Annotated in this window: 22 protein-coding genes; all 22 read right to left on the bottom strand. The window is 66.0% G+C overall.

The genetic code is table 11. From position 1 onward, the window contains the following. Positions 1-66 precede the first annotated feature (66 nt). The 22 genes from BM136_RS02700 to BM136_RS02595 all read right to left on the bottom strand — a co-directional run bounded on the left by BM136_RS02700 (position 67) and on the right by BM136_RS02595 (position 17,356). Positions 67-1,131, bottom strand: a complete 1,065-nt coding sequence (locus BM136_RS02700) for a phage late control D family protein (protein WP_092970050.1) — start codon at positions 1,129-1,131, stop codon at positions 67-69. Positions 1,132-1,134: 3 nt separating this feature from the next. After that, positions 1,135-1,341: a tail protein X gene (locus BM136_RS02695; protein WP_092970048.1), complete on the bottom strand. Its 207-nt coding sequence runs from the start codon at positions 1,339-1,341 to the stop codon at positions 1,135-1,137. Next, on the bottom strand, positions 1,316-2,194 hold the full coding sequence (locus BM136_RS02690; protein ID WP_092970046.1) for a phage tail protein: 879 nt from the start codon (positions 2,192-2,194) through the stop codon (positions 1,316-1,318). Before BM136_RS02690 ends, BM136_RS02695 begins: the two co-directional genes overlap by 26 nt. A gap of 11 nt (positions 2,195-2,205) precedes the next feature. Beyond that, a complete protein-coding gene (locus tag BM136_RS02685) occupies positions 2,206-4,518 on the bottom strand; it encodes a phage tail tape measure protein (RefSeq protein ID WP_092970044.1) in 2,313 nt (770 codons plus the stop codon). An 83-nt stretch (positions 4,519-4,601) separates the two neighbouring features. Continuing rightward, on the bottom strand, positions 4,602-4,922 hold the full coding sequence (locus tag BM136_RS02680; RefSeq protein ID WP_092970042.1) for a phage tail assembly protein: 321 nt from the start codon (positions 4,920-4,922) through the stop codon (positions 4,602-4,604). Positions 4,923-4,945: 23 nt separating this feature from the next. Next, on the bottom strand, positions 4,946-5,449 hold the full coding sequence (locus tag BM136_RS02675; protein WP_092970040.1) for a phage major tail tube protein: 504 nt from the start codon (positions 5,447-5,449) through the stop codon (positions 4,946-4,948). A 12-nt stretch (positions 5,450-5,461) separates the two neighbouring features. Then, entirely contained in the window at positions 5,462-6,625 is a 1,164-nt protein-coding gene (locus BM136_RS02670; protein ID WP_092970038.1) for a phage tail sheath subtilisin-like domain-containing protein, read from the bottom strand. A 102-nt stretch (positions 6,626-6,727) separates the two neighbouring features. Next, a complete protein-coding gene (locus BM136_RS02665; RefSeq protein ID WP_092970036.1) occupies positions 6,728-6,964 on the bottom strand; it encodes a hypothetical protein in 237 nt (78 codons plus the stop codon). 118 nt (positions 6,965-7,082) lie between these two features. Beyond that, positions 7,083-7,547 carry a phage tail assembly chaperone gene (locus tag BM136_RS02660; protein WP_254775600.1) on the bottom strand — a complete coding sequence of 155 codons (465 nt, stop codon included), beginning with the start codon at positions 7,545-7,547 and terminating at the stop codon, positions 7,083-7,085. Between the two features lie 11 nt (positions 7,548-7,558). Then, on the bottom strand, positions 7,559-9,280 hold the full coding sequence (locus BM136_RS02655) for a phage tail protein (RefSeq protein WP_175537063.1): 1,722 nt from the start codon (positions 9,278-9,280) through the stop codon (positions 7,559-7,561). Beyond that, positions 9,273-9,893 carry a phage tail protein I gene (locus tag BM136_RS02650; protein ID WP_092970719.1) on the bottom strand — a complete coding sequence of 207 codons (621 nt, stop codon included), beginning with the start codon at positions 9,891-9,893 and terminating at the stop codon, positions 9,273-9,275. The genes BM136_RS02655 and BM136_RS02650 overlap by 8 nt, the downstream gene beginning before the upstream one ends. Beyond that, entirely contained in the window at positions 9,886-10,773 is an 888-nt protein-coding gene (locus BM136_RS02645; RefSeq protein WP_092970030.1) for a baseplate assembly protein, read from the bottom strand. The genes BM136_RS02650 and BM136_RS02645 overlap by 8 nt, the downstream gene beginning before the upstream one ends. After that, positions 10,770-11,087 (bottom strand): GPW/gp25 family protein, encoded by a 318-nt coding sequence (locus BM136_RS02640; protein WP_092970717.1) that lies wholly within the window; start codon positions 11,085-11,087, stop codon positions 10,770-10,772. The genes BM136_RS02645 and BM136_RS02640 overlap by 4 nt, the downstream gene beginning before the upstream one ends. Positions 11,088-11,163: 76 nt before the next feature. After that, on the bottom strand, positions 11,164-11,838 hold the full coding sequence (locus BM136_RS02635) for a phage baseplate assembly protein V (RefSeq protein WP_092970028.1): 675 nt from the start codon (positions 11,836-11,838) through the stop codon (positions 11,164-11,166). Next, on the bottom strand, positions 11,819-12,331 hold the full coding sequence (locus tag BM136_RS02630; RefSeq protein ID WP_092970026.1) for a hypothetical protein: 513 nt from the start codon (positions 12,329-12,331) through the stop codon (positions 11,819-11,821). The genes BM136_RS02635 and BM136_RS02630 overlap by 20 nt, the downstream gene beginning before the upstream one ends. Next, positions 12,321-12,863 (bottom strand): phage tail protein, encoded by a 543-nt coding sequence (locus BM136_RS02625; protein WP_092970024.1) that lies wholly within the window; start codon positions 12,861-12,863, stop codon positions 12,321-12,323. The genes BM136_RS02630 and BM136_RS02625 overlap by 11 nt, the downstream gene beginning before the upstream one ends. Then, a complete protein-coding gene (locus BM136_RS02620; RefSeq protein ID WP_092970022.1) occupies positions 12,848-13,165 on the bottom strand; it encodes a head-tail joining protein in 318 nt (105 codons plus the stop codon). Before BM136_RS02620 ends, BM136_RS02625 begins: the two co-directional genes overlap by 16 nt. Before the next feature lies 1 nt (position 13,166). Beyond that, positions 13,167-14,168 (bottom strand): major capsid protein, encoded by a 1,002-nt coding sequence (locus BM136_RS02615; RefSeq protein WP_092970020.1) that lies wholly within the window; start codon positions 14,166-14,168, stop codon positions 13,167-13,169. Positions 14,169-14,195: 27 nt separating this feature from the next. Next, the gene (locus BM136_RS02610; protein WP_092970018.1) at positions 14,196-14,531 is read right to left on the bottom strand and encodes a head decoration protein; all 336 of its coding nucleotides are present in this window, start codon (positions 14,529-14,531) and stop codon (positions 14,196-14,198) included. A 23-nt stretch (positions 14,532-14,554) separates the two neighbouring features. Further along, positions 14,555-15,658, bottom strand: coding sequence for a head maturation protease, ClpP-related (locus tag BM136_RS02605; RefSeq protein ID WP_092970016.1), 1,104 nt, complete (start codon positions 15,656-15,658; stop codon positions 14,555-14,557). Continuing rightward, positions 15,648-17,153, bottom strand: coding sequence for a phage portal protein (locus tag BM136_RS02600; protein WP_092970014.1), 1,506 nt, complete (start codon positions 17,151-17,153; stop codon positions 15,648-15,650). The genes BM136_RS02605 and BM136_RS02600 overlap by 11 nt, the downstream gene beginning before the upstream one ends. Continuing rightward, complete coding sequence (locus BM136_RS02595; RefSeq protein ID WP_045203149.1) at positions 17,150-17,356, bottom strand: phage head-tail joining protein; 207 nt, start codon at positions 17,354-17,356, stop codon at positions 17,150-17,152. The genes BM136_RS02600 and BM136_RS02595 overlap by 4 nt, the downstream gene beginning before the upstream one ends. Between the last annotated feature and the right edge of the window lies 1 nt (position 17,357).

The raw sequence follows: 17,357 nt of genomic DNA, 5'->3' as shown, positions 1-17,357 counted from the left end.
TGAAAAAAGCCCGCCGAGTGGCGGGCTGTTTGGGATGCGGCCGCAGTTGCGAGCGCGTGTGTCTTGTTACTTGGGCGGCGCAGGAATGACCAGGTTGGTCACCTTGGCTGCCTTCTTCGGCTTGCCCTGGCCGGCTTTGGCCTTGCCGGTGTTGCCGCCGTTCAGGCTCACGTTCACCAGCCAGCTTTTGTTGGCGTAGATGTGCGTGACGGTATCGGCCAGGTAGTCGCCATCGGCTTGGGCTTTAAAGCCCTCAAGGCGCAGCGTTTTCTCGGCGCTGATGTCGGCCCGGCCCATCATCTCCAGATCGCCCTCGGCGGTGCTGCGGTTCATGTCTTGCAGCTTGGCCTTGGCGGCGGCCTTGGCGGCCTGCGGGCTGGCGTGCACGTGTCGATCGGTGTGCGTGGCCTGCGCGGGGCCGCCGTTGGGCGCGTCCGGGTTGGGGATGTACAGATCGATCTTGCGGCCGGTCTTGGCATCGTGCGCGCGGGTTTTGACGCCGCCGACGCTGCTGCGATCCGGAAACGTCAGGCGGTAGCGCATCAGGTCTTCCGGCCGCAGCACGATGGGCGCGAGCGGCTTGCCGTCTGCGGATTTGCCGCCGCCGCGCGGGGCAACGATCAGCCGCCCGCCCTTGACCGTTGCCGTGCCGCCGTACTGCTTTGCAAGCCGGGTGATGAAATGCAGATCGCTCTCGCCGAACTGGTCTGCGCGCTGCACCTGTGCCTCGATCGTGCAGGCGGGCTTCCACCCGTGCCGCGCGGCCACGCTTGCCACGATGGCCGTCAGCGTGGTGCCGGTGTAGCTGGCGTTGCGCTGCGCCTTGGCCGTGGCGCGCATGTCGGCTGGCTTGCCGCGTATGACGATGGTGGCGGGCGGGCCGCTCAGTTCGATCTCGTCGACGGCGTAGGTGCCGCGCGTGGATAGGCCTTTGCCGGCCCAGCCGAACGAGATGCGCAGCTTGGCGCCCTTGGGCGGGAAGGCGATCTTGCCGTCGCGGTCATCGAGGCGGATCTCGCAGCGGTCGGATTCCATGCCGGGCTTGTCGGTGGTGCGGATCTCCAGCACGCGATCGCGCAGCAGCGCGGTGATGTCTTTGCCGTCTGCCAGGACTTCGAATTGGGCTTCCATGGGCTACGTCCAGAGCTGGATGGGCTCGTCACGTGGGGGCGTGAGGTCGGGCAGGTATATCTCCACGCCGGCGGCGTACGGCTGGCGGCGTGCGGCGAGGCCCGGGTTGGCATCGAGCACGGCTTCCACGGTGCCGGCCAGCGTGCCATATGCGCGGTAGCAGAGCACGTCGAGCACGTCGCCGTCAGATGTTCTGATAGTCATCGCCATAGCGTCGGAACTCCAAATCGAAACCCTGTTTGCGCGGCGTGCCATCGGCCAGCAGCGCGCCTTGCTCTTCGCCCACGCGGTCGAGGAAGTAGCGGCCGAGCACGTCGCCCGAGCCGGTGGTGAGCTGCACGGGCTTGAGCGCGGCACCAATCGCCCGCAGGCGATCAAGCTGCCCTGCCCCCGCGCCGCCGGCGGTAAAGATGGCGCCTGATACGGTGATGGTGTCGCCGCCGGCGCCCACGGCCTGCAATGCCTCTTGCCGCTGGATGCGTTCTTGCGCGGCGATGTTGTAGCGGGTCTCGCGGCGCAGGCGGTCGTATGCGGCGGTGCTCAGGCCAAACTGGAATTGCTCGCCTTCATCGGTCGACAGCACGAGCAGGCGTTCGGTGGCGCCTGCGGCTTGGCCGGCGCCGAGGAACTTGTCCGGGCCGAGGGCGTAGCTGGGCACCAGGCTGCGCACGCTGGGCGTGACGGCGGGCAGCACGGCATCGAGGCGGCGGCGTACGGTTGCCAGTGCGTCGCTGGTGGTTTGCGCGGCGCGCAGGACGGATGCGAAGCGCTCGCCCGCGGCGGTGCGCTGGATGCCGGCCAGCGCGGTATCCGTCAGGCCGAGCGCGCGCTGCGCTGCACCTCTGCCTGCAGCCGTTCGGCCTACGCCGCCAATGGCTTCAGCGGCAGCGGCAAGCGCGGTGCCGGCGCTGTTCAGGTCGCCCAAGGCCTGCGCCTCGCGGCGATGGGCGTTGGCTTCCCCTGTGCCGTCCGGCTTGTCCAGCAACCGCTCCATCTGCCGGACATGCTCGGCCGCGCGCGCCGCATGCGTTGCCGCTGCGGATGCGAAGGTCTGAAAATCCATGGTGTGTTCCGTTACAGATGCGGGCGATCCGACATGGCGGCGCGGCGTTGCTGCGCGGCGTATTCGTCGAACTGGCGGCGCAGGTGGGGCATCAACTCCTCGGCAAGCTGGCGCGGGTCTTTGACGTCGCCGTGCACTGTCAGGGCGATGCGCGGGGCGAATTCGAAACGTTGGTCGATCTGCGGCGGCGGTGCCGGTGGTGCCTTGGCGAGCGCGCTGGCCGTGCCAAGCGCCTCCACGGCGCCTGCTGGCAGAACGGGCTTACCGGCTTCCATCGCGGCCTTGGGCTTGGTGCTGCCCAGCGCCAACCCTGCTGCGGCGCTACCCGCCGTGCCGCCCAGGTACGAACCCAGCATGCCGCCCAGCAGCCCGCCGACCACCGTGCCGATGGGCCCTGCGATGGCGGTGCCGGCGATTGCACCGATGGCGCGGCCCGCAGCTCCGCCGGCAAGTTCGCCCGCCAGCCCTGCGCCAATGCCCGCGATGGCTTTGGCCTTATCGGCTTTGGAGCCGGGGCCCTCGGCCGCTTGGGCGCTTGCCATGCCGGCCGTGCCCACCAGCGCCAAAACGCCCGCGACAGCGCCGACCTTGCCCAGCTTGGGCGCTGCACCTTTCAGGAACCGGCCCGAAGCGCCCAGCACGCCGGGTGCCTTTGTTGCAGCCGGTGCCACCTTGGCGGCAGAGGCAGCCACCCCGGCCGTGCGACCCACGCCCGCCGCAACGGCGTTGCCACGAGCGATGTCGGCAACGCCCTTGCCGATCTTCCATACGGCGCGCCCGGTCCTGAACGCCAGAATAGACGCCAGCACGCCGCCGATGGCGACGGTGGCCTTGGGCGATTCCGCCGCCAGCTTGCCGACCGAGTTACCGGCGCCGGCAGCGAGATCCGCCACGCTATCCGTCACAGGCTTGAGCGCATCGCCGATGCGGCGCATGGCTTCATCCCACGCCTGCCCGACTTCGGCCCATTTCTGTTTGGAGCTGGCGCGGCGGTCTTCCAGGTCTTTCTCGATCTCGCCCGCCGCCTTCGCGCCCTCGTTCTTCAAGCGCTGGTAAAGATCGGCGTTCTGCATGTAGGCGGTCAGCGCGGCCTTGACCTGCATGTCGTTGAAGAGATCGCCGGTCTTCATGGTCTCTTCAAACGCACGCATCTGCGCGTCGCGCTTGGCGGGGTCGGATTCGCTGTTGAACTGCTTTGCGGCGGCGGCAAGCTGCTTGGCTTTCTCCGGGTCGGCCTGCTCGATGTACGCGCGGGCCAGCACGAAGGAAGCTTCCATCGTGCTCCAGCCCTTGCCGATGGCCTCGCGCATCTTGGCCTGATAGTCGATGCCGGCCTTGGCGTAGTTGCCTGCCGTCTCGGCGCTGCCGATCTTGGAGAACCAGTTTTTGGTGTTGTTGGCGGCCTCGTCTGCGCTGCCGGCGGTTTTCATCTGCACCTGCAGCAGCGCGCCGAGCTGCTCGACCGATGAGTTGCCGACGATGCCCAGCTTCTGCATGTCGGCCAGCAGCACCGGGAACCAGCGTGCCATGTCGCTCGATTCGAACGAGCCTTCCTTGCCCTGAAACGCGATGGTTTCCAGCGCCTGGGCCATCTTTGCCGGGTCGGATATCTTGGCGTTCTGCTCGAGCGCCTGGATCATCCGCGCCGTTTCTTTCGGGTCGGCGCCCTGGCTGACGGAGAACTTGCCCACCAGCGGCGCGAACGACAGCGCGCGGTCGAGATCCATGCCGGCCGACACCATCTGGTTGACGGCATCCGCCAGCACATTGCGGCCGATGCCGCTTTGCTGTGCGGAGGCGGCAATGCCGCTGCTCATCTCGCGCTCTTTGTCGGTGCGCGCGGCGCCCGCCTTGATGGCGATGTCGCGGATGATGGCTTCGTAGTTGGCGGAGATGGCCGTCGGCACTGCGGCGGCGGCGACGAACTTCCCAGTGTCGCCCATGGTATTGCGCAGGCTGTCTCGGCCACTGGCGACAAGCTCAGTGCCGCGCGCACGCAGTTCCAGCCCGCGTGCGGTACGGCCGAGCCGTTGATACGAGCGGTCGAGCCGGTCGACCTCGAATCCGGCTTCGCGTATCGCGCGGGTGTTGCGCTCGATTTTGATGCGCACCTTGTCTGCCGCGCGGTCGCCGGCGGCGTGCAGATCGCGAAACTCGCGCTGCAGGCGTTGCGTCTCGCCAATGGCGTTCTGCCAGACGCGGGCCTCGCCGGCACGTTTCTTCAGTGCGTCGAGCTTGCTGCCGACCTCGTTGACGGCACGACCCAGTGTGGAGCTGACCGCACCGCCGATGAGGATGCCGAGCGCAATGTCTTTTGTTGCCATGCATTCTCCTGCTCAGTGGCGCCACGGCGGCGCGTCAGTCGGTCAACCACCACACCATGTCGTCGACCGTCATCGCATCAATCTCAGACGGGCTGACGCCCATCGCCAGCAGGCGCTTGGTCAGCAGCTTGACCTCCCGCATCGGCACCCTCGCGGTCGGCCAGCAGCCGAAAGTAGCCGCGCTGCACGCGCTGGTAGTCAACGTAGGTCAGGCCCTCGATGTCGTTCTGGCCGGCGGTGGCCAGCGAGGCAAACAGCAGGATCTCGCGCAGCTCTTCATCGCCGCCCGACTGCTGGCCGGCGACGCGCATGTCGCGCACGGTGGGCTGGCGCAGCGTGAGCGCATCGACCTTGACGCCGTTGACGGTGGCAGGAAACTTCAGCTTGATGGTGGTGGTTTGCATCTTGATGTGTCTCTTGTGGGGCCTTACATGCCGATGGCGGCGCGCACCTCGGCGAGCTGGTCAACGCCGTCGATGACGCGCTTGCAGCCGAGCACGTCGATCTCGTGCCAGACGCGCCCGTCGATCTCGAGCTTGTAGTAATCAGCGCTGACGGAGTACTTGGATTCGGACTTCTCGCCGGGCTTCCACGAGCCGGGATCGACCTCGTAGAGCATGCCTCGCAGGACGAGCACGACGCTGCGGGTCTTGCCGTCTTTGGTGCGCAAGGCGCCACGGAACGTGCCGTTAAAGGCGTTCTGATCGGCCAGGCCGAAGAGCTTCAGCACGGCGGTGGACAGCGTGACGAGCGAGAACGAGGCTTCCATCGCCTCCATGCCCATGTCCAGCTTGACGGGCGCATCCATGCCGCCGGCACGGTAGTCCTCCGTCTTGATCTTGAGCTTGGGTGGCGTCAGTTCCGACGCTTGCCCCGCGAGGTTCGTGCCGTCAACGAACAGATTGAAGTTGTAGAGTGTCTCGGGTACCAACGTGTGCCTCCGTTATTTGGTGTCGAGCACTTCGGTCAGCCACTCGTTGGTGACTTCGAAGCGGAAGATCGGGTTTTCTGCGGGGATGACATCGGTGAACCGCACGTTCCACACGACGCGGCCCTGCTCGATCTGGCTGGCGGTGTTGAGCACCGGGTCTGCGTAGACCTCGAAGTTGATCAGCGCGCCCGCGTTGCGTTGGTCGCGCATGAACGCCTGCAGGCCTTCGGTGACGTCGTGCACGTACGTTTTGGTGATGCCACGATCGACCGCCCATTTGTGGCCGGCCTGCGCGGCATCCATGAGGATGTCGAGCGTGCGCACACGCGTGACGAACGACCATTTCGGGTCTGCCGACAACGTGCGGTTGCCCCACAGCCTGTAGCCACCGTCGCGGATGACGGTGGCGATGCGAGCTTCGTTGAGCAGGTTGGCGCGGCAGGTTGGATCGTTGTCGAGAAACTCGATGGGCCGGCCGGTGCCAGTGATGCCGACGAATTCCTTGTTGGACGGCGACGCCCAGTAGCCGTACTGCGCATCCGTGTACGCGAACAGGCCTGCGACAAAGGCGGATGCAGGTGCCTCGGCTTCTGCGTTGGCGGTGGTGTCCCACGTGCGCACGCCCGGGTCGACCATGTACAGGCGCTTCGAACCGAAGTTCTTGGCATACGCGAGCGCAGCTTCGTCGGTGGTGTTCGGCCCATCGATGATGCCGATGGCGCGCAGCTTGGACGCCAGTGCGTCCACGGCCGTCGCCACTGGCTGGCGTGCGGTGAACCCCGGCGCGATCAGCAGGCGCGGTTGCACGTTGAAACGCGACTTGGCGTCGAGCAGCGATTGCAGGCCCGTGCGCATGCCAGCGCCCGTGGTGCCGCCGATGACGCTTGAGGTTAGCGCGTCTGCATCGTCGGAATCCGCAACGCCGGTTGCGACGATGACGGCCGACGTGCGCTCCTGAATGGCCTTGATGGCGCGGGTGATGGCGCTGTTCTGGCCGAAGGCCTGCGCTGCCTCGCGCGGGTTGGTGATCTGCACCGGCACATCGGGCTGCACGAGATCCGGGCCCGGCGTGTACGTGTCGACCAAACCGATGATGGACGACGACGGCACGGCGATCGGGCGCGGGCCCGTGTCGACAATCGTGGTGGTGATGCCGTGGAAGAAAGAAGATGCCATGCGGCTCCTCGATGGGAAGTGGACATGAAAAAACCCCGCTCGGTGGCGGGGCTCGTTTGGGTGTGCGGTCAGGGGCCCTTACGGCAGGCCGGCGGCGTCGACTCAGTTGTCGATATCGATCTCGATGGGATACCGGCCGTCGCGCGGGACGTGAGCGTGTTGCGTGTGGATGACCTTGCCGGCGCTGTACACCGTGACGGTGTAGGTGCCTTCTGCGATCTCGATTTCCTTGCCGAAATCGACGCCGTTATGGCCCCAACGCGCCGTGCCAACCGTCACGGCCGGACCGACGAGATTCTCTTTGTTGTGCCCCACAAGGGTGACGACGACTTTTGCCATGATTGCTCCTGAACAGTTGAACGTGTGACGGGTGGTCATGGGCGCCTGTGCGTGACGGGTGCGCCGATGACTCTCTTTACGGTAGGGAGCGGCGCGTCGGTTTCCTATGGGGCATGCGTCACGTGTCTGAGGTCTGGGCCTCGGTGTCTTGGGCGTCTGAGAGCGCCCGATCCGACAGCGCATCCGGGATATCCGGCCAGGTGAAATCGGCAGGAAAACCGGGCTGGTCGGGCACCTCGCGCAGTGCCTGCCGGTACTTGCCGACCTGTTGCGCCTTGCTGGCGTCGCCAGTGTCCATGGCCTTGTAGAACATGGCGTCGGCTGCCATGAGGCGACGGTCGCGCTCTTCGCGGGCACGTTGGCCCAACACGTGAAGTCGTGCCGCTTCGCCGTGCTGCTCAATCAGCGCAGTAACCTCTTCGTCGGTGGGCTGGCCGTCTGCGTGCCACGCGATGATGCGCGCGGCTTCGGTCTGCTGGCCGGTGTCGGGGCACATGCTCTGGCCGACCCAAAAATCGACGCCGTGAACGAGATCGGGGTACTTCTGCTGCAGGCAGAAGATCAGTTCATCATGGGTGAGCATTGGCTGTATCCTTATTGGTTGCGCAGTTGGACTGCGCGAAGGTAGTGCGTGTAGAAGCCGTTGCGTAGGCCGACGAGGACGTAAGGCGCAGGCAGGTCGGCTTGACCGGAGCTTGACCCGGTAGAGACGCCACCAAACTCAGTGATGTCGGTGTTCCATTGGCATACCGCGCCCGAGTTGGCTTTGCCACCGCTCAGTCCCGTTAGGTACGTGGAAAGCCACTGCCCAGCCCACGACATGTAGACGTTGCCGTTGGTGGCAAGGATGCCGCCACCGTTGCCAGCGTGTATGTCGCCTTGAGCGACCAGGGTGCCGCTGCCGCCGAAAGTGAAAGCGTTGACGCGGCCTCCGACGTGCATGGAGATATAGGGAACAGTTGCATCGCTACCGCCTGCATAGCAGTCAATCGCCGCAAGGTGGCGGGCGCCCCACTGTGTCCAGCGAATGCCCATGTAGGCCGCTTCGTTCCACGGGCAATCGATCTGAAGCGCCGGCGTCCGGTTGGCGTTCCACTCCGTGAATGCGCCGCCGATGGAATCCGTGCCGTTGGACGAGACCGTCAGCGCGGACCTGCCGTAACCGACACCAAAATAGAGACCCTTGTTGGCCACCAAGCCCCCGCCGTCCGTCGTAAGGGGATTTGGCAGGTTGGCCGTATCCCACGGAGTTGCGCCCTCGAAGAGCGGGCGCACCGCGAAGCCGAAACGGCCGGTCGTGTAGTTGATATAGAACGGCTGGTTCCGATTGCTTCCGTCGGCGTTGTAGCCGTTGAGGACGAGGTTGCCGGTGGAGGCAACCATGAACATGCGCCAGATGACGGTATCGCCACCGAACTCGAGGAACCCTCGTCCGTCTTTGTTGTAGGCCGGTAGATTGATCCCACCGCGCGTCTTGAACAGATCGGCCAGGACACCGGCTGGGGTGGACATGTTGCCGTTCCCATCGATTGCGCACACACGTACATACGTTGAGAAATCACCCTCGGCGGCCGTATTGCGGTCGATGATGAGGCTCCCGTTGCTGGGGACCACACGAAAGCGACCTACCGTGATGGGTTGGGCCGTGTCAGTGAAAAGCAGCTCGTTCGATGGGCCGCTGATGTCAACGATGCCAGTGACCACGCCACCCGAGCGCGGCAACGCATCGGCTGCAATCTCTTGGACCTCATCGACATGCCGGGAGAGCGCCGCGACCGATTCCTTGGTTGCGTAGCGCTTGTCCGCATCACCTGTCACGGCCATGCGAACGGCTGTGACCTGCTCGTCGACATACTCGCGCGTTGCCACGACGATGGCGGGGTCGATCTTGAGCACGATGCTGCCTGCCGCCTTGTGGATCAACATCATGCGGAAAAACTGTCCGCGTCCGGAGCCCTCTGCGAGCACCGGCTTGTAACTGGGCGGCACGTTGGCGACCGCGAACAGATCCCCTTCTTCGTCGTACAGACCCAGCTCGCGCGACCACCACCCGCCCAACTCTTCGGGCAGGTAGACCTCGGCAATGACGATGCTGGGGTTCTTCTCGTCGCGAACGAGGCGGTTCAGCGGACGGCGCAGGCGCTCGCGCACCAGAGCGCGTTGCACGGCGCTCGGCATCACATCGGCGTCGCCGCCACCATCGATGCCGCCATCGCCCACGGCCATCTCGGTGAGCGGGACCATCGTATTGGAGAGCAGCGCGCGAGCCATCTTGGCTTCGCCCGTCTCCGTCAAAGTCGCAAAGTACTTAGCCATTCGATACCGTAGTGATTTCAACAACGTGGGCGGCCACCGCCGAGTGGGTGGGGCCTTCTGTGGTAACAACTTCAGGCATGTACGGGTACACAGTCGCCGTGTCGCCATCGAAGCAGGCAGCCTGTGCGCCAACGTAGCCGGCAATCTCGGCGCTGACTGTCAGGCCGGTGAGGTGCCGCGAGAGTGGTCGAACGTCGTCGACGATCTGCTCGATCTCTTGGTAGGTTGCCTCTGTGACGCCCGTGTTTTCGATGCCGACGTCTAGCGAGAACGTGCCCCGCTGGCCGGCCGGCTGCATCTGCCACCACTCCTGAATCGTCAATCGATAGCCCAGTGGTTCGAGCGCGCGCCGCAGCGCCCCGGCTGTGCCCTTGCGCTGGTGCACGGCAAACGCGTCTCGCACGACACGGCGCTTGACCTCTTCAGGCCAGTTGGCGTTCCAGCGGTCGACCGAGCGAGCGCTTGCCAGGTAGGGCAGCAGCCGTACGGGGCACGTATCCACATCCCACAACTGATTCAGCGGGACAGGCGTGTCGAGCAGCGTGAGGATGGTCTGCGCCAGCGCCCGTTCCAGCGGCGTCGCGTTTGCCGGCAGCAGCGTTTTGTCACTCATCCGCGCCCCCGACAACCACGTCAATGCCCGCGCAGTAAGACGCCTCGGTCAGGTCGACGATGATGTCTTCGGCGGGCTCGGGAACCTCCACGCGCTGGACACCCGCTACGTGTGCGGCCGCAAAGATGGCGGAGCGGCGCACGTCGCGGCCGATGCGGCGCTGTTCCTTTGCATAGGCGTTGAGGCGCTCCCATGCCGCGGCCACCATCGGCTCAGCCTCTGGGCCCGGGTAATGGTACAGAACGACGCGCAGCCGGTATGGAATGATGCGCGCGGCCTGCACCGTCAGCCGGTCGGCCAGCGGGCGGACGTCTTCATCACTGAGCGCCTGCCGCACGCGCTCGACGAGCTCGTCCGACGCCGTGCCATCGCCCTCGTTGCTGAGTACCGACACGATGACTTCCGCCGGCGCCGGCGAGATAGCCCGCGCGTCTGCCACGCGGCCGTCTGCGGCGCGGGCATGCAATTCGTAGGCTGCGCGTGGGCCGGCGACGGAAAGGCGCTCGAATGCGCCCTGAGCACGCGTGCGCAGGCTAGTGTCCGACTCCATCACGGGCGCCACCGGCGGGATTGCTTCGGTGTCGCCCGGCACGGCAACAAGTCGCTTTGTATCCAAGCCAGCGGCCAGGTGTTCCAGATCGGCGCCCACGGCAAAGCCGAGCATGGTCGAGCGTGCGGAATCGTTCACGTGCGCGCGCTGCTGCACGTCGACATACGCGAGCAGTTCCAGCAGCTTGACCGCAGGGTCAGATTCCATGGTGGCCGACCATTCCGGACAGAGCCCCATGAAGGTCGAGAGGAGCCGCTGGTAGGACGCCTCGAAGTCGAGTGGTTCGACAACGTCGGGCGGCGGCAATCCGGAGAGGTCGATTACGCTCATGACGTCACCTTGAGATCGACGGCCCGCTCGTTGTAGATGCCGACGACACGCCAGAGCACCCGGCCGTCTTCAATGCCCTCCACCCGCACGCGCGAGAGGCGCAGGCGCGGCTCCCACCGCGTGATGGCGCGTGCCGCTTCTGCCTGCGCGGCGGCAACCCAGCCGCGCGTGATGGGCAAATCCACCTTATCGGGTAGATCGCTGCCGTATTCGGGCCGCTCCCGCCGGGTGCCGCGTCGTGTGCTCAGGATGTCGGTCAGGCTTTGCAGGAGGTGGTCCATGCCCGAGAGCAGCGCTCCCGTGCGTCTGTTCATGCCGACGACGGCCACGGTGCCTCCAATGAAAAAAAAAGGCGGCACGTGGCCGCCTTGCGATTGATGTGTGCTGCAGCTAGAACGGCTTGCCCACCGGCGCGCCGTCGCCCTGCTCCATGTGCGAGTGACCGCGCAGGGATACATCGCCGGCGACCACATCGTCTGTGGCTTGAATGCCGCCTTGGATGGCGACAGCGGTGCCGCCGGCGGCGCCCTGCCCTGACAAACCGCCCATGAACGCGAGCGCCTTTTCCACGAGCGCATTGCCTGTGAAGGTGGATGCCGGCACGTCGGCCCGCAGTTGCGGCGCTTTCAGCACAGCGCCGTCGGCGCGCAGCGTGAGCGACGTGTCGCCCACCTGCAGGACGATTTGCCCGCCTTCCGGTACGGCAAGCCGGTATTCGTGCGCTGCGTGGTCGTAATGCTCGCGGGCGCCGTCGGGGTAGTCCGTGGCCGTCAAATCTGACGATTGACCATTCGCGCCGCCGTGCTGGTCCGTATAGAAGCCCGCCAGGACAAAGCCGCCTTCAAGGCAGCCGGACGGCGAGACGAGCAATGCCTGCTCGCCCGGCGACGGCGGGCGCCATTCGCGCACGGCGCCGGCAGCCCGCGACCACCACGGCAGCCAGTCAGACGTCCAGTCTGCAACGTTGACGGTGCAGCGGGCAGCAGCGAGGTCGACCTGCGCTATCACGCCGGCCTGCACAATGCACGCCAGCCGCCGGTCTGCCTCACCCGCTTCGTAGCCCATGGTCGGCCTCGCTGTGGCGCGGCTGGATGTCGAAATCGACCGTCGTGCCGCTGGTGTCTTCAAACGCCCATTCGGGCGTGCCCAGGTCGAACTCATGTCGCCATTCAGCGGCGATGACGCTGTAGCCGTCGAGGTCGGGGCGCATGCCGTCTGGATGGAAGCCGTCGCTCTCCAGCTCGGCCATGGTGACGGGCAGGCCCCACGTCTGGTGGTGCAAGACCTTGATGAGCCGTGCGGCGAGTGCCCACATGGCGGCCTCTGCGTTCGGCTCGGTCGGGTCGCCAACGACGCGCAGCTCGATCACGATGTTGATCGCCGGTTGGCCGGTGCCCGGGTCGGTGCCCGGGCGCAGCGCGCCGACGTACAGCAGGATGGCCGGCAGCGGCATGCTGTCTTCGATTTCTGGCGCCCAGCCGATGAGGGCGACGTCCGGGAATTGCGCTTTGAGGTGCGATTCAACGGCGTCGAACAGTTGCTGCAGATCAGCGAGCATGGCCGGTTGCCTTGAGGATTTCGTATTTCACTTCCTGCTCCAGTAAGACCATGAGGCGCGCTTCGATCTCGGCAGCGGCTTTGCGGAAAGCGGCTTCGCCCTTGTCTGCCCAGTCGAGCTTGACGCCCTCGATGGGCATGCGCGCCTTGCCGACGCGACGGAACACCTTGCCGTCACTTTGGCTGCCGCGCTTGCTTCGGTAGATCCACGCCTTGTCGAATCGATGCCGGCCGACAGATACGCCGCGCCGCGTTTGGCGCGGGTTGCCGAGCCGGTGGGCCTCAATGGCGTTGAGACCGAGCCAGACCTTGCCTTTGTCTGCGCTGCGCAAGAAGAAGTAGAGACGCTGCCGTATCAGCTTTTGCGCGATGTGCATCTCGGCCGAGACCTGCTTTGCTGTCTGGCCTTTCACCCAGTTGGCGCTCTTCTTCAGCGCGCGGCGCCAGGCGTTGCGCATGGCGTCTTTGCCAAGGCTTGCAAGCGGAGCCAGCGCGGCGGCAATGTCCAGCTCTGCCTTTAACGTGACGGACATGGTTCTGGCCTCAGTACGAGTTTCGTGGTGCCCGAGCCGTCGGGTTGCAGTTCAATGACGCTGTACACGTCGCCCAGTGCCCTAACCCGCGTACGCGGGCGGACGCCTGCCGCATCGGCATCACGCACGATCACGAACGGCTCACGCAGGCCCGAGCGCTGGCCGCGCATGGGCTCGACATCCAGCCACGGCGAATAGAACATGCCCATCACCGGGTCGGGCTTGCCGTCGATTTGCACCTCGTCAGAGAGCGCCTCGAAGACGGCGGCGTCGAGATCCGCCACGTGGTCCCGAAACGTCATATCAGGCCGCCTTGCCCGTCGCGGCCGACAGCTTGATGACCGCGCGTGGGCGGGTGCACAGGTGCAGCGGGTTGGACTGGGCTTCGAGCTCAACGGCCTTGCCGAACTTGCCGGCTTCCTGCTTGGCGTAGTACGGCAGGCCGTTGGTGTTGACGGCCTCCATGTAGTCCGCCGGCGCGAAACGGGTGATGAACAGTTCCGGCACGCCTTCGGGCACGGCGTAGGCTTCGTCGTCGCCGATGTACCCGACGTTGCCAACGCGGCCGCGATAGCGCTCCCACGTGACGCCGCCGAAGTCGAACGTGTCGCGCGGGTCGCCGCGCAGCGCCGCGGCCATCTGGGTGTTGAGGTACGTTTCGCGGATGTCCTTGGACGTCATCAACTGCCGCCAGAAGTTGCGCCCGCACAGGGCACGCACGCCCGTGTGCGGGGCGGCGCCCAGCGAATCCTCCACCATGTCGAGCAGTTCCAGCGTGGAGGAACGCACGTCGCCGATGAGGATGGGCAGTTGCTGTTGCTTCAGCCCGAAGCGCTCGAACAGGTCGACCAGTACGGACTGGCCGTCCGAGTCGAGGATCTGGCCCTTGATGGCCCCGATGCGGTGGAACTCGTGGGTGGCATCGAGCTGGCGGCGCATTTTCTGCAGGCGCTTGCTCACCACCGTCTGCAGGGCTTCGAGCTCGGTCTCTTCGCCGAATGCGCGCAGGTTCTGCACTTCGTCCGCCTTGATGGTGCCGATTTCCGGCAAGTGCACCGCGTTGAACGGAATGGTTTGCCGCTTGCTGCCAACAACCACTTGCCCGGGCGAGCCACGCTCTGCCGAGGCGACCAATTGCAGCGTTTCGCCATCACGCTCGATCTGCGCGGTGGTGACGGTCATGCCCTCTTCCTCGAACAAGCCGAGGGCGGCCAGCCGCGAGGGCGTCGTCTCGAGTTCGTTGATGCTTGCGGTGAGCGCCGTCATGGAAAAGGCGTCGTCATTGAACAGGGCCATATCAGCCATGGGGTTCTCCTGAATTCGTGTGGGTGCTTAGCGAACGGCGATGAAGGCCGCGAGCAGGTCGGTGCGGGCTTTGGCGTCCAGACCGGTGAGGCGGGTTTCGGCCACTTCTGCCAGGCGCACGATGGCGGTTGCGCGGCGCTTGCCCTCTGATGCACGCAGCGGTGCGTAGAGGATGGCGGCGGCCTTGCCGTCGTCCGTGGTGCCGTACGGGGCGTAGGCGTTGCCGTCGGCGCTCTGCTCGAGCAGTTGGCCGGCGGGAAGCGCATCGCCCGCCGCCACGGCGATCTGCTCGCGCGAGAGGCTGCCCGGGGCTTCGGTCAGCAGGAATTCGGCGGTTTGCACGCCTTGTGTCTGGATCTGCATTTGGGTGACTCCAATGGGTTGCTTCAGGCGAGAGCCGAAGACGTTTTCTTGCGGCGGGCGCTGTAGATGCTTGGGCCGTGCGGGCCGGTCTTGCGCTCGTTGGTTTCGTAACCCGCCTGCGGCTGACGATTCGACAGTCCCGTCGTGCTGGCTGCCATGACGCGGTCGTACAGCCGGGCGCGGACCTGTTCGGCGTTGAGCCCGTCGGCGACGAATTGCGCGGTCAGTTCAGGAAGGTGTGCTGCCGTGCACAGGCCGGCGATATCTTTGGCGCGGGCGACAACGGCGTCGATGGCTTCGTTGCTGGCGAGCGCGCTGGCCGACACGACAGCCTCAGCCAGTTGCGGCAGGCCTGCAGCACGGCACGCTGCGAAGGCGTGTTGCGCGAGCGCGCCGGCGTCGGGCGCCGGCGTGGCAGCGACCGGCGCGGCCGGCGGCGCTGCTGGTGCTTCCGGTGCTCCGGCTTTCGGCGGCTCCGCCGGCGGAGCTTCGAGCGCTTTCAGCAGTGCCTCGGGCGTGTGCTCGAACCGTGCGAGCAGTTCTCCGGTGCGCACAGACGCCTGCAGCTTGACGGGCGCCTCGATCTGATCGGCGAAGCCGCGATCTTTGGCCTCGGCCGCCGTCATCCACGTCTCTGCGTCCATCATGGCGACAATCTCGTCGTCGGTCAGCCCGCATTTGTTGCGGTAGGCGGCGACGATGCCGTCGCGCGTCTTGTCGAGCAGCTCGGCGGTCTTGCGCATCTGCGCGGCGTCGCCGGCGGCGATGGTCCAGGCGTTGTGGATCATCATCATGGCGTTCTCGGGCATGACGATGGTGTCGCCCGCCATAACGACGAGCGACGCGGCCGAGGCGGCAATGCCATCGACGCGCGCCGTCACCTTGCCGCTGTAGCGGCGCAGTGCGTTGTAGATGGCGAAGCCGTCGAACACATCACCGCCGCCGGAATTGACGGCCACGAGGATCTCGTCGGCGTCCTTTGCCACGGCATCCAGCTCGTTGACGAACGCCTTGGCGGTGGTGCCCCAAAAGCCGATGTCGTCATAGATGCGCAACTCCGCGACCGTCTTGCCGGCGGCGTTGCGCGCGGCCTTGAGGTCGTACCACTTCCTCTGTTTAGCTTTCATCGTTGGTGTGTTCCTGGTTGTCGGTCACGCTGCCGGCGCTGTCGCGCCTGCGCGCGTCCGAGTCGAAGACGAGGCCGAGCCTGTCGGCGCGTTCGTTGTCGGCAGCGTTTTCGGCATCGGTGGTCTCGGGGTCTTCGCCCTGGGCGAGGATCGTGGCCGAACGACTTGCCAGCCCTGCGCGAATGGCGATGCGCTGGGCCTGCACGTCTTGCACCGGGTTGATGTACGGCCAGCCCTGCGGCACCCAGCGCACGCGCTGATAGAGGCGCCGGTTCCGGTAGTAGTCGGGCATGGGCAGCACGCCGGACAGCGCCACTGCGTCCGTCCAGGCGGCCCACACGGGGCGGCAGTACTGGTGGATGAAGACGTTCCACTGCAGCTGCTCGAGCTGGCGCCGGAACTCACCGAGGATCACCCGCAAGGCGCGGTCGCTGACGTCGCGCAGGTCGCCGGTGAGCACTTCGTACGGCAGGCCGACCGATGCGGCGGCAGCCATGAGCTGCTGGCGCATGAAGGGGCCGTAGTCGGTGCCGGCGCCGGGTGGCTCGGCAAACTGCACTTCCTCACCCGGAAGCAGTTCTTGCAGCGAGCCGGGTTCCATCGAGGTGAGCGGTGTGCCGTCGATGTCCGCTTGGATCGGCTGACTTGTCAGCGGATCAAGCTTTGAGCTGGTCGGCGCTGGCCGGGTAATGAAGCCCGCAAACAGGTTCGCAACTTCCTGCCGCACGAGTACCGCATCGTCAAAGCTGTCGAGCGTGTGCAAGCGCAGGAGCACGGTGGCGAGCGCCGAGCAACCACGCACTGCACCCGGCCGCACTGGCTCGAATACGTGCTGGATCTCCGCTGCCGGCACACGCACCGTTCCGGCCTGTGTGGTGGCGCGCCCTGCTTCGCCCGGATGCCTGCGGTGCAGGTGGTATGCAACCCGATCGCCATCGCGGTCGAACTCGACGCCGGAGACGATCTCGCCGCCGTTGGGCAGCATTTGATTCAGGTTGGCTGGCAGGTGGTCGGCTTCGAAAAGCTGCACCTGCAGCGGTACGCAGAGGCCACGTTCGGGGCGGCGGGGGCGGACGCGGTTCAGAACCTCCCCATCGGTGAACAAGGCGCGAGCGGCCAGCGTCTGCAAGCCGTAGAAGTCGAGCAGACCATCGGCGTCGGCTTCCTGCACCCAGTCGCTCCAGAGCTCTTTCAGCGCTGTGCGCAGTTCGAGATCGGGATGCTCGGGGTGCGGCACGATGCCGGTACCGATGGCGTTGGTCACCAGCCCGGCAATCGCTTTCTTGGCCCATGGGTCGTTGCGAACGGCGGCGCGTGCACGCGTGCGGATAGTGCCGAGGTTCTGCGTGACAGAGGCATTTGGTCCTGCGCCCGATGCGCGCCAGGCGCGGCCGCGGCTGCCGGTGGTGCCGCCGGCCTCGTACGCCTGCGCCCGGATCGCCCGCTCCGCCGGCAAGACGAAACCAAGCTGGCCCAGCGCAGGGTATCGGGTCATGTCACCCCCTTGCCCGCCGAGCGCAGCCGGATCACCCGCGATGCGGGTGCGGCGTCTTCCAGATTGCGAACGATTTCACTGCGGATGCGCAGCATTTCGTCCACCGAGCGGTATCGGGCGCGCCGGTCCTGAAACTGAACCTCGAGCTCGCCCTTCACCAGTGCACGCTCGATGCGCTGGAGATCTTGCTTCGTGTAAGCCATA

The sequence above is a fragment of the Ralstonia sp. NFACC01 genome, from assembly GCF_900115545.1.
In the GTDB taxonomy this organism is placed as follows: Bacteria; Pseudomonadota; Gammaproteobacteria; order Burkholderiales; family Burkholderiaceae; genus Ralstonia; species Ralstonia mojiangensis.
Note: the sequence above shows the minus strand (reverse complement) of the source record. Positions and strands in the feature narration are given on the sequence as shown.

Bases quoted from the DNA above. Each gene is read 5' to 3' on its own strand.
- BM136_RS02645 (WP_092970030.1), bottom strand. From the start codon at position 10,773: ATGAGCGTAATCGACCTCTCCGGATTGCCGCCGCCCGACGTTGTCGAA.
- BM136_RS02600 (WP_092970014.1), bottom strand. From the start codon at position 17,153: ATGACCCGATACCCTGCGCTGGGCCAGCTTGGTTTCGTCTTGCCGGCG.
- BM136_RS02670 (WP_092970038.1), bottom strand. From the start codon at position 6,625: ATGGCATCTTCTTTCTTCCACGGCATCACCACCACGATTGTCGACACG.
- BM136_RS02595 (WP_045203149.1), bottom strand. From the start codon at position 17,356: ATGGCTTACACGAAGCAAGATCTCCAGCGCATCGAGCGTGCACTGGTG.
- BM136_RS02630 (WP_092970026.1), bottom strand. From the start codon at position 12,331: ATGCTCGCTGATCTGCAGCAACTGTTCGACGCCGTTGAATCGCACCTC.
- BM136_RS02665 (WP_092970036.1), bottom strand. From the start codon at position 6,964: ATGGCAAAAGTCGTCGTCACCCTTGTGGGGCACAACAAAGAGAATCTC.
- BM136_RS02615 (WP_092970020.1), bottom strand. From the start codon at position 14,168: ATGGCTGATATGGCCCTGTTCAATGACGACGCCTTTTCCATGACGGCG.
- BM136_RS02690 (WP_092970046.1), bottom strand. From the start codon at position 2,194: ATGGATTTTCAGACCTTCGCATCCGCAGCGGCAACGCATGCGGCGCGC.
- BM136_RS02640 (WP_092970717.1), bottom strand. From the start codon at position 11,087: ATGAACAGACGCACGGGAGCGCTGCTCTCGGGCATGGACCACCTCCTG.
- BM136_RS02660 (WP_254775600.1), bottom strand. From the start codon at position 7,547: ATGCTCACCCATGATGAACTGATCTTCTGCCTGCAGCAGAAGTACCCC.
- BM136_RS02695 (WP_092970048.1), bottom strand. From the start codon at position 1,341: ATGGCGATGACTATCAGAACATCTGACGGCGACGTGCTCGACGTGCTC.
- BM136_RS02655 (WP_175537063.1), bottom strand. From the start codon at position 9,280: ATGGCTAAGTACTTTGCGACTTTGACGGAGACGGGCGAAGCCAAGATG.
- BM136_RS02680 (WP_092970042.1), bottom strand. From the start codon at position 4,922: ATGCAAACCACCACCATCAAGCTGAAGTTTCCTGCCACCGTCAACGGC.
- BM136_RS02685 (WP_092970044.1), bottom strand. From the start codon at position 4,518: ATGGCAACAAAAGACATTGCGCTCGGCATCCTCATCGGCGGTGCGGTC.
- BM136_RS02700 (WP_092970050.1), bottom strand. From the start codon at position 1,131: ATGGAAGCCCAATTCGAAGTCCTGGCAGACGGCAAAGACATCACCGCG.
- BM136_RS02605 (WP_092970016.1), bottom strand. From the start codon at position 15,658: ATGAAAGCTAAACAGAGGAAGTGGTACGACCTCAAGGCCGCGCGCAAC.
- BM136_RS02625 (WP_092970024.1), bottom strand. From the start codon at position 12,863: ATGTCCGTCACGTTAAAGGCAGAGCTGGACATTGCCGCCGCGCTGGCT.
- BM136_RS02635 (WP_092970028.1), bottom strand. From the start codon at position 11,838: ATGGGCTACGAAGCGGGTGAGGCAGACCGGCGGCTGGCGTGCATTGTG.
- BM136_RS02610 (WP_092970018.1), bottom strand. From the start codon at position 14,531: ATGCAGATCCAGACACAAGGCGTGCAAACCGCCGAATTCCTGCTGACC.
- BM136_RS02650 (WP_092970719.1), bottom strand. From the start codon at position 9,893: ATGAGTGACAAAACGCTGCTGCCGGCAAACGCGACGCCGCTGGAACGG.
- BM136_RS02620 (WP_092970022.1), bottom strand. From the start codon at position 13,165: ATGACGTTTCGGGACCACGTGGCGGATCTCGACGCCGCCGTCTTCGAG.